Genomic DNA, 13,158 nt, shown 5'->3' on the forward strand with positions numbered 1-13,158 from the left:
AAAAGACGCTTCGGCGCCTTTTTTTGGCCCGCCTATCTCCGCTATAATAGGGGTGATTATGGAATCATGAAGGGAGCAAACGTCATGGCAAAAGGAACAGGCATCATCGGCTTCGTGGTGATTGGTGCCCAGGCGGTCTTCATCCGCGCAGTCGATCGAAAGATGCACGTGGTGGAAAGCGCGCAGACCGATGTGGATATCGGGGAGGATATTTTCACCAACCAGCGGATCCAGCCAGCTACGGTCAATCGGGTCACCGAGGTGCTGAACCAGGCCAAGCTGCTGTTCGCCGGGGTCGGGGCCGAGGCGGTGCACGTCGTCGCCACCCATTCCGTCGCTGAAGCCGCCAACGCCGAATTTGTCCGTGAACAGCTCCAAGATCGGACCGGTCACGATATTATTTTTGTGAATCAGAGTCAGGAATCATTGTATCGAAATCTCGCGACGGACGCGTTTTTGCCGAATTTCAAGGAAATTATTAAAACGGCGGCGATTTTGGTCGATATTTCTTCCGGCAGTGTGGAATTGACCTTCTACCGCGACCGCCAGTTTATTTTCTCCCGCACGCTGAAACTCGGGCCGCTTCGGGTCTTTGAAGTGATGCGGGACGTCAAGCGGCATGTGCCGAATTACGATGAGGTCTTGCAGGATTACATCAACAGCCAGATCCGGGACTTCACCCGGATGCTGCCGGTGGACGGGGATTATCCGACCATGATCGTCATGGGCTCGGCGCTATCGATCATGGAACAGCTGGTGCCGGCGGGGAAGCGAAACACGCTGATGCAAGTGGCCGATTTCAACGACTTCTATGGTAAAGTGGTGCACAGCAGCGATCAGTATCTGCGGGCTCATTATCAACTGGCCGATTCGGACATGGCGCAGGTCCAACCGGTATTGTTATTAGTGCATCAAATGCAGGAGTTTTTCCATACCACTCAGTTGGACATTACCAATCTGAAATTAGTCGACGGGCTGGCGGTGATTTATGCGCTGCGCCAAAGCAATGCCAAACTACTGATCAAGCCGGAAGAGCAGATCATCCGCTCCGCCCTGGCCTTATCTGATCGGTACCAGGTCGACACCGCCCACCGCAAGCAGGTCACAACCTTTGCCCTGCAATTGTTTGACCGGCTGCGCAAGCTCCACGGACTGGACAAGCGGGAGCGGTTATTGTTGGAAATTGCCGCGACGCTGAATGATATCGGCAGCTTTGTGGACGTCCACGAGCATTACCGCCACTCGGATTATCTCATTCAAGCCTCTGAGATCCTGGGCTTGTCCACCGAGGAACAGCAAATGGTCGGCACGATCACCCGCTTCCACAGCACCGATTCGCCGAGTATTGAGGAGCTGCAAGAGTCGCCGCTGCCCAATACCAAGCGCATGGTGGTCGCCAAACTCGCGGCGCTGCTGCGTCTGGCCGATGCCATGGATGTGTCGCGGCAGCAGAAAATCAGTAAGATCGCCGTGTCGGTGAAACCAACAACGGTCCAGATCACCGCCACCAGCACGGATGATATTGAATTGGAAAAATGGTCCTTTGCCAACCGGGCGGATTTCTTCGCCGAAGTGTACGGGATTACAGCAGAATTGAAAGGAAAAGGTCAATATGGACTTGGCAAAGCCTGAGTATTTCTTTAATCGTGAATTATCGTGGCTCGACTTCAATTCCCGAGTCTTGGAAGAGTCGCGGGATAAGGATAACCCTTTACTGGAGCGGGTGCGCTTCTTAGCCATCACCCAAAGCAATCTGGATGAGTTCTTCAATATCCGGGTGGCCTCCCTGCACAAGATGGTGCGGGTGGGGTACACTGGGACGGATGCCGCGGGCTTAACGCCCCAAGCGCAATTGGCAGGGATCAGCGAAAAGACCCATGCGATGGTGGAGAAACAGTACACCACTTTGAACCGGTCGCTGCTGCCGAAATTGGCCGAAGCCGATATTCACCTGCTGCACTTTGCAGACCTGCGTCCGGCCCAAGTTGACTTCGTGGACAACTATTTCCACCAAACCGTGATGCCGGTCCTGACCCCGTTAGCCGTGGACGTGTCCCGGCCGTTCCCCTTCATCGCCAATAACACGCTGAACATCGCGCTGCGCCTGGCCAAGAAGAACAGCAAGAAGGACAAATCCTTTGCGCTGATGCAGGTACCGGATGTCTTTCCCCGGGTGGTCAAACTCCCCGGCGGCGACAATGTCTTCATTCTGCTGGAAGAAGTCATCAAGCATTATATGGAAGAACTTTTCGTCGGCTTCAGCATCAAGGCCATGGGCCTGTTCCGCCTGACCCGGGACATGGATCTGGACGTGGAAGAAGAGGATGCTTCCGATTTAATGAAAGAAATCGAGAAGCAGTTGAAGAAACGCGAGCGGGGCGGCGTGATGCGCATCGAAATCGATGCCGACATGGACGACCGGCTGGTGAAGCGGCTGACCAAGGAATTGAACCTGACTCCGGATAGTATTTATCCGGTCAATGGGCCGATCAACCTGAAGTTCCTCGGCCAATTGATCAAGGCCATCAGCGGGCACCGGGATCTGCTTTTCCCGAGCTTCACCCCCTACGAGCCGGCACCGTTGACTGAACACAGTATGTTCTCTCTGATCGCCCAGCATGATATTTTTGTTCACCACCCCTACGATTCCTTCGCGCCGGTGGTCAACTTCATTAAGCAGGCGGCCGAAGATCCCCAGACGCTGGCCATTAAGATGACCCTCTACCGGGTATCGTCCCATTCGCCAATCATTACCTATCTGAAGCAGGCGGCGCAAAACGGCAAGCAGGTCACCGTGCTGGTGGAACTCAAGGCCCGCTTCGATGAAGAGAATAACGTGCACTGGGCTAACGAGCTGGAACGGGCCGGGTGTCACGTAATCTATGGTCTGGTTGGCTTGAAGACCCACTGTAAGCTGACCTTGATCATTCGGCAGGAAGAAAACGGCATTCGCCGGTACATGCACATGGGCACCGGGAACTACAACGACGTGACCGCCCGGCTGTACACTGACATGGGCCTGTTCACGGCTGACGTGGACATGGGTCTGGACGCGTCGAACATCTTCAACATGCTCTCCGGCTTCTCTGAGCCGCCATATTTCCACAAGCTGGTGATTGCCCCCATTGGTATCCGCAAGTTCCTCCACGAACAGATCGATGACGAAATCGCCAATGCCCGGGCAGGGAAGAAAGCCTTCATTCAAATGAAGATGAATTCTTTGTCTGATACAGATATGATCGAGAAGTTGTACGAAGCCAGCGCTGCGGGGGTCGAGATTCATCTGCTGGTCCGCGGCATTTGCAACCTGCGGCCCGGCATCCCGGGAATCAGCGATAATATCACGGTGCATTCCATCGTTGGCCGCTTCCTGGAGCACAGCCGGATCTACTATTTCTACGCCGATGGAGAAGAGCATGTCTTCCTGTCCAGCGCCGACTTGATGAACCGCAATCTGTCCCGCCGGGTCGAACTGCTCTTCCCGCTGCTGGTGGACGCGGTGCGTCAGCAAGCCATCAACATTTATAACATTCTATGGGACGACACGGTGAAGACCCGGGTTCTGCACAACGACGGCACGTGGACCCACGTGGATGGCCGCGGCCTGCCCCGGCTCAACGCTCAGGAATACCTGCTGGCCCACGCGCAATCCATTGCCGATACGCTTTGGCCAGAACTCGAAACCGAGAAGAAACGGGTGGACGATGAGTCGCCTCGCCAGTTCATTCCATTGATGAGTGATCCAAGCAAGGATGACGATTCAGGAAAGAAGGATTAGATGGAAAATCTAGCTGTGATTGACCTGGGCTCCAACTCGGTGCGCATGACGATCACTGAGATTCAAGATGATCGGACGACCAAAGTGGTGGCCGAGGAGAAAGAAATGGTCCGCCTGTCCGAAGGGATGGGCCCAGAAAAGATTCTCCAAGAAGAAGCCATGGCCCGCACGATTGAAGCAGTGAAAAAGTTTGCGGCCACTTTCCGCAAGCTGCCCAATGTGCACCTCAAGGCGATGGCGACGGCGGCGACCCGCCAAGCCAAGAACCAGTCCGACTTTTTGACTCGGCTGACGAAGGAAACCGGCGTCACCGTGAAAGTGATCAGCGGCGAGCAGGAGGCCTACTATGACTACTTGGGCGTCACTAATACTTTGCCGGTGGTCAATGCCGTCATCATGGACACTGGCGGGGCGAGTATCGAATTGATCTTCATGATTCAACGCCATGTCCAGAATCTGATCAGTATTCCCATGGGTTCGGTGAGTCTGACAGAAAGTTATCTGGACCCGGAGCACATCACCGCCCCGGCACTGTTCAAGATGACCACCGCCATGGACCGGCTGTACAATGAGATCTGGTGGCTGGACAAGGCAAAGAACCTGCCGATTATTGCCCTGGGCGGTTCCAACCGAACATTGGCCAAGATCGAACGGCGGGCAGACAAGACGCCGCATTTTGAAAAGATCCACGGTTTCCGGATGAGTACCGACCAAGTGAACCGCGTGTTCAGCAACGTCATCGGAGCTGATTTGGAAGAGCGGAAAGAAATCCCCGGATTGAGCAAAGACCGGGCCGATATCATCGTCGGCGGCATGGTGCCCATCGTCAATCTCATGCGGTTCTTAGATTCCGACCGCATCACCTTTTCCCAGAGCGGTCTGCGGGAAGGTGTGCTGTACGAGCGGTTGCAGGAATTGCAGCTGTAGGTAGTTATCTTTATTCGGTGTTCCAGCCCGCGCGGCTGGGGCACCGTTTTTAATTTTTGTCACCAATTATTGTGTCTTGGCGAGGGCAATGGTATCTTAGTATTAATTGTAATGCAAACGTTTGCTTGATGAGGAGGCGGGGAAAGTGCTTAGAATTATCGGCAGCGAGTTGCGCCATCGTAAAGTGGTTTGGTTGATTGCTGCGGTGCTGGTGATTGCGTTGGGCGGCCTGTTTGGTTGGGAACATTATGCGCAGCAGCAGTATGTTCAGGCGTATGCAGGGCGATTGGAGAAGGCTGTTACAGATTACAAAAAAATGTCAGACCCTGTATTTGGTCCGCGGTACCAATATGAACTGGATCAACTGAGAGCGGGGCCGCTGGTGTATGCCAAAGCGTATTTGGCCGCCCAAAAACGGACAGTTTACGAGGATATCAACGGGAAACCACTAATTCACGTGATGACGGGTCAGGCGACAGGCGTCAGCTCAGACCTGCCCAGAAGTCTCTTTGGTGATGCGACGGTGGCCAATACGGTTAAAGAATTAACGCTTGTTACCCAGAAACACCTTCTGCCGTTCTATCCTGCCCGTCAACTGACTGATGAAATGACCAAAGAACGGTATTTAGGCGACCCAGAACGTTTTCCCCGACAACTAGAAATGAGTGGGGCCCGCTTTTACACGGCAGGCTGGTACTTTGTTGGTCATGTAATCCGAGAAAATTGGCTATTAATCGGTGTTCTACTCTGTATCCTGAGTTTCGGAACCTTGTTTTCCACCGAATTAAACCGCGCCCATCGCCATCTGCAATTATTAACAACCAACGGCGTTAATCCGTTGGCCTTGTGGGCGGTCCGATTTGCGGTCGTCGCACTCGCCACGGTACTGGCTGTGGCGGTACCAGTTGGACTATTTATGCTGGGGTCGCTGCCCTTCGCGCCCACCGGCAGTCTGCAATATCCTATTCTGACTTGGCACCTGGATGGCACCCAGACGTTCATCACTCTAGGCAGATTTCTAGGTCAGGCGGCGGTGTTAGTACCGCTGGTGATTATTTTTGGTTACGCAGTGACGATGTTTTGGAGTGTGCTGACGCGAAATGCGCTCATCACGGCTGTCTTGACATTATTAACGGCGGGTATCTGTTTCTTTATTCAGCAGATCAGCTGGCTGCCATTTCCGTATCTGAACGTGGGGGCGGTCAGTAATGGGTTTTCCTTTTACCGGATGGGCCATGGGTCATTTGCCCAAGCAATCTTGGTTTTGACCGGGTGGAGTATCGCACTGCTGGTCATCACATTTGGTCTATTGCAGCGCAATCGGAGGTATGGCTATGATTTTAGAAATTAAAGACTTGTCCTTTCAGTTTCGAAAGCAGCCGATCTTTACCGCGGCTAATTTGGCCATTACACAACCTGGTATCTACGCATTCGTGGCTCCTAATGGCAGCGGAAAGACGACATTGTTCAATATTCTGACCGGCAGCTTGCGAGCCGATGCGGGCCAAATCACGCTGCTGGGTCAGCCGCTCAATCAGTCCAGTGTTTATACCCACGTAGCGTATATGCAAGATATCTCCGTGCTGTATCCTTATTTGACCGCGCGGGAACACCTGCAACTGATTGCCCAATTGCAAAAGGTGCCGGCGGAACGGGTCACGGCCGTGGCGGATGCCTTGCAAGTCACGGAGTTCCTGGATAAAAAGGTGCGTAAATACTCCCTAGGGATGCGCCAACGATTGCTCGTGGCGATGACTTTTCTGGTTGACGCACCGTTGATTTTGCTGGATGAGCCGTTGAATGGCTTGGATCCGGTGAGTCTCAAAACGGTGCGCCAAGCGATTATTGCTGCCGGTGAGCAGGGCAAGACAGTCATCGTGTCGTCCCATAATTTGGACGAAGTGGACCGCATCACTAAGGATATCATCGTGATCCAGAACCAGCAGCTGCATTTGACTAAATTAACTGACGCTGAATCGGCAGAGCAGTTGTATACCGCGTTGTTTGAGTGAGGAGGGAGTCCATGACGCGTTGGGAATGGCGCAGTCTGTGGCGCAGCGGGCTGGTTTGGGCGTTAGTTGTTTTAATTCCGGTCTTGGTTGGTTTAATCTTCTTAAAAACCCAAGCTGATCAGGCCACAGAGCGTAAGATTTTACTGTCCCGGGTGGGCAATACCAATGATGCATTGGGCCGGACGCTGCAAGGGTACTCGGAAAAGTATACCGACACGAAGGACCAGAAGAAAAAGCAATTGATCGACGGCCAGATGCAGAAGTTGCAGCCGTTAGTGGATGCGGCGGGAGACCAGCTGGTCGGCCTGAACGATGACGATAACGATAAGTTCCTTACTGCTGGCCAGAAACTGATCGCTTTATCCCAGACCTATCGTCGCACCGTAGACCCGATGGGTGAAGAAGTGTTCTTCTCACCGGCCGTGTATACCCAGCAATTGGCTCTGTATCGCCGGATTCAAAAAGCAGGGTTAGGTTTTGAAACCGCCCATTCCCTGCGCTATCCCAATTTCTTCTTCAATTTGCTGCAATGGTTCTGTGCGCCCATCGTGCTGCTGGTGCTGGCTCTGGCCTTGCACCTCACTCGGTTACAGGATCATTGGCGCGGCAGCAACGACTTGCTGCGCCAGAATCTGAGCCGGGCCGGGCGCTGGCCGCTGGCACGATTGGGTGTTGATGCCAGTGTTTGGCTTGGCCTGCTGGGTTTGGCCCTGCTTACGGCGGGCGGCTTATTGGTGTTTGCTGGGCAGTCGTTATTCTTGGACACCCAAGGCAGTTGGCAGTACCCGCTGATTGTCACGGGGACGACGTTCATGCCGCTGATCACGGCCTGCTGGCGCATTATCCTGAGCGGCTTTCTGCTCTTTCTGGTGTGGACCACGCTGCTCAGCTGGGCGGAACGGTATATCCGTCAACCAGCCGGGTATGTTATCGCCGGCGTATTGGTGCTGGCCGTGGGGCTCAGTCAATGGCTGACTGCCACGCAGGGGATGCTGCTGCTCAGCGATTGGCGCTACATTGCCTGGCTGGGCGGCCTGGTTATTGCTGGTTTGATTGCGGTACTGTTGACGATGCGGGCTTATGCGCAGTGAAGAAATTTTCGAGATCTGTCGTCAGCAAGCGCATATCATCGGCAGATGGCGCCAGTGCCTGATCCACATCAATGAAGTCGCCAGTGTCATTCAACATGCTGTCATTCGTGATCAATTCCGGATTCACCGCCAGCGGGATCATGTGCAGCCCGCTGGTCACGAAGCGCATCGCCAATTGGGCTTGCATGCCGCCGTGGCTGCCGTAAACAATGGTCGCCACCGGTTTGTGGGCCCATTCGGCGTACAGATAATCCAGTGCGTTTTTGAGTACAGCGGGGTAGCCCCAATTGTATTGAGGGAAGAGCAAAACGAACCCGGCGTACTGTTGAATGGTGGCACTCCAAGCTTGGGTGTGCGCCTGGGTATAGTGACCATGGGCCGGAATATCGGGTTCGTCCAGAAAGGGCAATCCCACTTTTTCCAGATCGATGAGTTCCGTTTCGAACGCTGGGCTGGTAAGATGGTTTTGTGTCCATTCAGCGATGGTGCCGCCGATTCGGCGGGGCCGGTTGGTACCAAGAATTAAACCAATTTTGGGTATGGTAATTTCTGGCACAAGAAATTCCTTCTTTCTTAATAGGTGCAATTTGCACCTATTAAGGTAACGCTGATTGGCCAATAATGCAAGCGAAAGGGGCGTTGACTCATGTCTTTTCCGATGTCGGCGCATTTGCGCAGTTTTCATCTCCACGTTTTAAACCAGACGAACCAATTTGGTTTAGAAGTCGAGGATATGTCAGATGATGAGTTGAGACATTTCAAACCAGATAAGATCGTCAGAATCAACGGGCAGGAGGTTTGGCTCTTTCCGCAAAGCGACTACCCCAAGATCAGTGACTGGTTTACCACGAAAACAAAAGCCCAAGCTAAGACGGTTTCCGACGTGGGCTTCTTTCCCGTTCTCTTAGCCCAGGCCATCCATCTGCCTTGGCCGTGGGCGCCGGAAACGCCGATGATGATCACCATGGATAATTATCCAGAATTAGCCAGTGTCCTGTTGACTGCGCATATTCGTCTAGATGATCACTACCGGCTGGTCCTGCCGTCGGCCCAGTACAGCCAATTGGCGACGCTCATCGCGGCCATCGATCAGATTGACGAGGCTAAGGAAAAACTGACGAATCCTGACCGTATTAAGTCGCCCATGCCGTTCAAGCTGCCCGAGCTGACTAAAATTGCCCAGGTAATGGACGGCTTACCACGGATGCTTTGGTATGTCGCCACGGCCGCGGTTGATGGCCACGGTGGGCAGGCCTTTGAAGAGACGTTCCCTGGACCCCTGACGATCCATAGCGACGGGACGCAGGACGGTGTGACGATTGAGTTCTGATTATCCGTGCGGTTTGCACGGATATGGGTATAATAGGATTTATGGAAAATGAAATTTTTACTGCACTATTGCAGATCGTCACGTTCTTCAATCAACCCGCCAATGATGAACATATCCTGGCGGCCGCCAATGCCCCCCGGGACCCGAATTTATTACCAATTATCGTCCGCGTCGGCCTGCAGCCCCACGTCCGGGTGGGGGAGCTCGCCAGCCAGCTTGGTAAGACCCACTCCTCCACCAGCCGTCAGCTGACCAAGTTCGAAAAGCAAGGCCTGATTCAAACCGAGGCAGCTGCAGATGACCGCCGCGCCCGCACGGTCATCCTCACTGCTACCGGGCAATCCCTCTACGACCGCATCACTGCCGTCCGGGCCGCCAAGATCCATGCGGTTCTGGCCAACGTACCCAGCGATCAGCAAACGGTCATGCTGCGGAGCCTGCAGCAGATCGCGGAGTTGCTGGCGCGGGTAAATTAAAAGCACGGCACCGGATTTTTCCCGGCGCCGTGCTTTATTTTTACGGTTCATGTTTAGCCTTTCGCGTTACCCACACTATAAGTCAGCTGGATGAACTGACCAAGCTGCCGGCCGTTTTGCAATTTCAGCGCCACATCCGGCAAATCGTGGCTGACCAGGGAGATGCCATCGCCCAACAAGACCGGAGCAATGGTTACAATAATTTCGTCAATCAACCCGGCTTGGAGCAGGGTGGTGAAAATGTCAGCCCCGCCAACCAGCCAGATGTCGTCGCCCTTTTCGGCTTTCAACGACTCAACGAACTGCACCACGTTCCCGGCCACGACGGTGGTGGGATCATCGGTATCGTGCAGCGACGTGGAGAAGACGTAGCCTTTTTTATCTGAGTAAGGATAGCTGCCGGCCAGCTTCAATGCCCGCTGGTAGGTCTTGCGGCCCATGATCACGGTATCGATTGAACCGTAGAAGCGCTGATAGGCGCTTTCGGCTTCCGTGGAATCTAGTTTCGTGAGCCATTCCGTGCTGCCGTTGCGTTCCGCAATGAAGCCGTCCAAACTCTGGGCGATCTGTAGAATGACGCGTCGTTTTGGTACCTTATCTTGTTCCTTTGTCATTGTCATCCATCCCTTCTAAACTACAATTCAATTGTAGCACGAAAGCGCTTCACTGTGTTACGACCGGGCAGGAATTTCGACCTGGGCCGTGGCCAAAACACGATTGCGCAGCGCCCGGCGGAAATCGTTATACCAGAAACCTTGTTTCAGCGGCAGGGCGGAATCCAGCGCATACAACGTCAAGGTGTAGTCGTGGGTCTTATCCGGCGGCTGCGGACCGACGTAGTGCTGATTGATCAGCGGATCCTGATTATGCACCATCGCGCCGGCATTGGCGTTGCGGCCTTGAATGAAATCCAGGGCGCCGCTTTGGCTAGCGTTTTCCGGAATCTGCATCACATCCGCTGGCAGATTCGCCGCGACCCAGTGGATCCAGATGAACCCGCCCACCGGGACTGCGTCGTAGTCCAGCAGGGACCACGCAAAGTATTGCGTATCCACCGGGGCATTTTTAATGTCAAAGGGGAATGAAACAATTGGAAAACCGTCCCGAGTATTCTCTTGCGGGGCGTATTTTGCGTACTTGTCCGGCATTTCCGCACCAGACCAAGGCAATGTAATTTCCATTGAAGCAACAACTCCTTTCCCCTCCAGTATACCATTCCCACTATTCCCCGGCCGGTCCGTGGTAAGATATATGTAGAACGCTTTTATCCTAGAAATGAGGTATTGTCAGCATGAATACAGACCCTGAATTAAGCCAACCGGTCCAAGAACTCCTGAAGAACATTCGCGAGCACTTCCCGGCCCAAATCACCATCCAAGTGGACGACCAGGCCAGCGGCCGGATCAGCCATGATGCCGCCCAGCAGGAAATGCAAAAGGACGGTTCGATGATCCTCCACGTATACGATCAAACTGATTTGAATTACACCATATCCCATGAATTGCTGCACCTGGAAATGTACCTGAAGGGCTTCCCGGCCATGGGCCTGCCGGTCACCACCAGCGATCCCCATTTGGACGACCAAATCGCGGCCACCGGCGTGGCGATTTATAACAGTGCCAGCCACCTGATCATCGGCGCGGAACAGCGCCGTAACGGGATCATCACCAAAGAGACCGAACAAGCCTTCATCCGCGGTATCAGTGACGTGGTGCCGGCTGAAGAGCCGAACGCCGATCAAGGGGATGATCCGCGTTTCTTCTATCGGGTCCTGACCCTGCTCGACGGCCTGGCCTTCTTTGCTGACCACGAAGACAGTCTCCCGGCCGAATGGCTGCAGATGTACCCCGAAGCGTTCAAATATGCTCAGCGGCTGTACGCGACGATGACCGCCAAGGTGATCGATTCGCCATTTGCCCTGCGCCGGGCGATCGTCAAGACCTTCCGGGACTTCGACGCGATGCTGGATGAACTGGGCTACATGCCGATGCCCCACGACCAATTCGTGGCTCTATCGCCGGTCCTGAGCGAACGCCAGACCAAGCTGGAATTCCGTCAAGTCTTCGACATTCTGCACACCGATTATCTGAATCGGGAGACAAAAGAAAAGGCCTTCCTCGCGATCGGTAAAAGTGATCGCCAGATGGCCTTTGCCCTGCCTTTGAAAGAACTGAGCCAGGATGCTGCGTTGAAGATCTATGATCAAAAAGCCGCCGACATCCTGAAACAATTCCAAATCGGCTATGCGCTGCGTAATTAACGGCCGCCGAAGTTGCCGATAAAGACATTGGGCAGTGTCCGGTACAATAACACTCCCATGTGGTACGCCACAACAATGAAAAATAAGAGCACAAGGATCATAAAGAGGTAAGAAAGCGTGTAGGTTACTTTCTGTGACATGGGCTGACGCTCCTTTCCGGCGCGGCTGTATAGTTCCCTTGCGGAGCCAGACCAACGTGCGCTGTTCTTATTTCAATTATAACGCTTAGAGAAAGGAAAATGACAATGTTTGACCTACAAAAAGCCATTGATGCCGCTCATAATATTACATTCATGACCGGGGCCGGGGTGTCCACCCATTCAGGGATCCCCGACTATCGGTCCAAGGGCGGTCTGTATGCCAACAGCGCCGATCCAGAGTACCTGCTCAGTGCTGAAAATCTGCGGGATCACCCCGAGAGTTTCTATGACTTCGTCAAGAATCGGATGTATTATCCGGATGCCAAGCCCAATGTCATCCATGAGAAAATGGCCGAGATTTCTAATAAAAAGGGTACGATCGTGACCCAGAACGTGGACAATCTGGATATCAAGGCTGGGGCCAAGCACGTGGTGCAATTCCACGGGACGCTGTACAAGGTCCATTGTCAAAAATGCGGCAAGCAGGTGCCCTGGCAGGATTACTTAAAGGATATGCATCATCAAACCGATGATGGTATTCTCCGGCCGGATATTGTGCTGTACGGGGAGGGCATCAACCAGCAAACCTTGATCAACGCCGTCCAAGCCGTGCAATCCGCCGATTTGATCGTTGTTGTCGGCACGAGCTTCCGAGTTTATCCCTTCGCCGGTTTGATTCAATATGCTCGCCCGGATGCTGTTTTGGTGGCCGTGAACAAGGAAAATATTGCGGCCGGCGATGATATTCATATGATTCAAGCCGATGCCCTGTCTGTTTTTGAAAAATTACATGCCTAAGAAAGGGTCCGCTGGATGACTAAAGAAGAGGAAATGCAAAAGCAGCTTAGCGCATTGCGTGAGCAGATCAACGCGTTGGACGCACAGATCGTACCGCTGCTGGAAAAACGGCTGGCAGTGGCCGAGCAGATCGCGCAGGTCAAACACGCCGCGCAGCTATCGCTGACAAATCGAGGCCGGGAACAGATTATTTTAGACAAGCTGAGCAAATCCGTCACGGAACCGGCTCACGCCCGGTATTTGCGGGAACTGTATCAGGATATTTTTCTGATTTCGAAGCAGTACCAAGCCCAAGTAATCAAGAGTTTGCAGGATCAAGACCAATAATCAGGGCGATTGGCGCCGT

Annotated in this window: 15 protein-coding genes; 11 read left to right on the plus strand and 4 right to left on the minus strand. The window is 53.6% G+C overall.

Annotation, left to right across the window (positions count from 1 at the left end; translation table 11 throughout):
* The first annotated feature begins 84 nt into the window (after positions 1-84).
* The 6 genes from FMM01_RS15865 (at position 85) to FMM01_RS15890 (ending at position 7,808) form a co-directional block, all read left to right on the plus strand.
* Positions 85-1,632, plus strand: coding sequence for a Ppx/GppA phosphatase family protein (locus FMM01_RS15865; RefSeq protein WP_186810219.1), 1,548 nt, complete (start codon positions 85-87; stop codon positions 1,630-1,632).
* Entirely contained in the window at positions 1,613-3,778 is a 2,166-nt protein-coding gene (locus tag FMM01_RS15870) for an RNA degradosome polyphosphate kinase (RefSeq protein WP_150393169.1), read from the plus strand. Before FMM01_RS15865 ends, FMM01_RS15870 begins: the two co-directional genes overlap by 20 nt.
* Entirely contained in the window at positions 3,779-4,705 is a 927-nt protein-coding gene (gene ppx / locus FMM01_RS15875) for an exopolyphosphatase (protein ID WP_146994836.1), read from the plus strand. It abuts the gene before it with no gap.
* Positions 4,706-4,850: 145 nt separating this feature from the next.
* Complete coding sequence (locus tag FMM01_RS15880) at positions 4,851-6,056, plus strand: hypothetical protein (protein ID WP_150393170.1); 1,206 nt, start codon at positions 4,851-4,853, stop codon at positions 6,054-6,056.
* Positions 6,040-6,717 carry an ABC transporter ATP-binding protein gene (locus tag FMM01_RS15885; protein ID WP_150393171.1) on the plus strand — a complete coding sequence of 226 codons (678 nt, stop codon included), beginning with the start codon at positions 6,040-6,042 and terminating at the stop codon, positions 6,715-6,717. Before FMM01_RS15880 ends, FMM01_RS15885 begins: the two co-directional genes overlap by 17 nt.
* 11 nt (positions 6,718-6,728) lie before the next feature.
* Positions 6,729-7,808: a hypothetical protein gene (locus FMM01_RS15890; protein WP_150393172.1), complete on the plus strand. Its 1,080-nt coding sequence runs from the start codon at positions 6,729-6,731 to the stop codon at positions 7,806-7,808.
* Here FMM01_RS15890 and FMM01_RS15895 read toward each other — a convergent pair.
* Complete coding sequence (locus FMM01_RS15895) at positions 7,756-8,364, minus strand: NADPH-dependent FMN reductase (RefSeq protein WP_223849982.1); 609 nt, start codon at positions 8,362-8,364, stop codon at positions 7,756-7,758. The two genes, FMM01_RS15890 and FMM01_RS15895, sit on opposite strands and share 53 nt — an antisense overlap.
* A gap of 177 nt (positions 8,365-8,541) precedes the next feature.
* Here FMM01_RS15895 and FMM01_RS15900 point away from each other — a divergent pair, with 177 nt between their 5' ends.
* A complete protein-coding gene (locus FMM01_RS15900) occupies positions 8,542-9,138 on the plus strand; it encodes a hypothetical protein (RefSeq protein WP_150393174.1) in 597 nt (198 codons plus the stop codon).
* 41 nt (positions 9,139-9,179) lie between these two features.
* Positions 9,180-9,614, plus strand: coding sequence for a MarR family winged helix-turn-helix transcriptional regulator (locus FMM01_RS15905; RefSeq protein WP_190973411.1), 435 nt, complete (start codon positions 9,180-9,182; stop codon positions 9,612-9,614).
* 53 nt (positions 9,615-9,667) lie between these two features.
* Here FMM01_RS15905 and FMM01_RS15910 read toward each other — a convergent pair whose 3' ends face one another.
* Entirely contained in the window at positions 9,668-10,228 is a 561-nt protein-coding gene (locus FMM01_RS15910; protein ID WP_150393176.1) for a dihydrofolate reductase family protein, read from the minus strand.
* A 57-nt stretch (positions 10,229-10,285) separates the two neighbouring features.
* Positions 10,286-10,795 carry a YbhB/YbcL family Raf kinase inhibitor-like protein gene (locus tag FMM01_RS15915; RefSeq protein WP_150393177.1) on the minus strand — a complete coding sequence of 170 codons (510 nt, stop codon included), beginning with the start codon at positions 10,793-10,795 and terminating at the stop codon, positions 10,286-10,288.
* A gap of 110 nt (positions 10,796-10,905) precedes the next feature.
* Between FMM01_RS15915 and FMM01_RS15920 the strand changes: the two genes are divergently transcribed.
* Entirely contained in the window at positions 10,906-11,874 is a 969-nt protein-coding gene (locus tag FMM01_RS15920; RefSeq protein WP_035440225.1) for a hypothetical protein, read from the plus strand.
* Here the strand turns inward: FMM01_RS15920 and FMM01_RS16385 are convergent.
* On the minus strand, positions 11,871-12,014 hold the full coding sequence (locus FMM01_RS16385) for a hypothetical protein (RefSeq protein ID WP_155827901.1): 144 nt from the start codon (positions 12,012-12,014) through the stop codon (positions 11,871-11,873). The genes FMM01_RS15920 and FMM01_RS16385 overlap by 4 nt on opposite strands.
* Before the next feature lie 105 nt (positions 12,015-12,119).
* On the opposite strand from FMM01_RS16385, the gene FMM01_RS15925 reads away from it, so the two are divergent.
* Together FMM01_RS15925 and FMM01_RS15930 are read left to right on the plus strand one after the other, a co-directional pair.
* Positions 12,120-12,812, plus strand: coding sequence for an NAD-dependent protein deacylase (locus FMM01_RS15925; RefSeq protein ID WP_150393178.1), 693 nt, complete (start codon positions 12,120-12,122; stop codon positions 12,810-12,812).
* 15 nt (positions 12,813-12,827) lie between these two features.
* Entirely contained in the window at positions 12,828-13,139 is a 312-nt protein-coding gene (locus FMM01_RS15930) for a chorismate mutase (RefSeq protein ID WP_150393179.1), read from the plus strand.
* Positions 13,140-13,158 lie beyond the last annotated feature (19 nt).

This window comes from Schleiferilactobacillus harbinensis, from assembly GCF_008694105.1.
GTDB classification, from domain to species: Bacteria; Bacillota; Bacilli; order Lactobacillales; family Lactobacillaceae; genus Schleiferilactobacillus; species Schleiferilactobacillus harbinensis.

Bases quoted from the DNA above. Each gene is read 5' to 3' on its own strand.
- FMM01_RS15885 (WP_150393171.1), top strand. From the start codon at position 6,040: ATGATTTTAGAAATTAAAGACTTGTCCTTTCAGTTTCGAAAGCAGCCG.
- FMM01_RS15890 (WP_150393172.1), top strand. From the start codon at position 6,729: ATGACGCGTTGGGAATGGCGCAGTCTGTGGCGCAGCGGGCTGGTTTGG.
- FMM01_RS15930 (WP_150393179.1), top strand. From the start codon at position 12,828: ATGACTAAAGAAGAGGAAATGCAAAAGCAGCTTAGCGCATTGCGTGAG.
- FMM01_RS15925 (WP_150393178.1), top strand. From the start codon at position 12,120: ATGTTTGACCTACAAAAAGCCATTGATGCCGCTCATAATATTACATTC.
- FMM01_RS15920 (WP_035440225.1), top strand. From the start codon at position 10,906: ATGAATACAGACCCTGAATTAAGCCAACCGGTCCAAGAACTCCTGAAG.
- FMM01_RS15865 (WP_186810219.1), top strand. From the start codon at position 85: ATGGCAAAAGGAACAGGCATCATCGGCTTCGTGGTGATTGGTGCCCAG.
- FMM01_RS15905 (WP_190973411.1), top strand. From the start codon at position 9,180: ATGGAAAATGAAATTTTTACTGCACTATTGCAGATCGTCACGTTCTTC.
- FMM01_RS15870 (WP_150393169.1), top strand. From the start codon at position 1,613: ATGGACTTGGCAAAGCCTGAGTATTTCTTTAATCGTGAATTATCGTGG.
- FMM01_RS15915 (WP_150393177.1), bottom strand. From the start codon at position 10,795: ATGGAAATTACATTGCCTTGGTCTGGTGCGGAAATGCCGGACAAGTAC.
- FMM01_RS15910 (WP_150393176.1), bottom strand. From the start codon at position 10,228: ATGACAAAGGAACAAGATAAGGTACCAAAACGACGCGTCATTCTACAG.
- ppx (WP_146994836.1), top strand. From the start codon at position 3,779: ATGGAAAATCTAGCTGTGATTGACCTGGGCTCCAACTCGGTGCGCATG.
- FMM01_RS16385 (WP_155827901.1), bottom strand. From the start codon at position 12,014: ATGTCACAGAAAGTAACCTACACGCTTTCTTACCTCTTTATGATCCTT.
- FMM01_RS15900 (WP_150393174.1), top strand. From the start codon at position 8,542: ATGTCAGATGATGAGTTGAGACATTTCAAACCAGATAAGATCGTCAGA.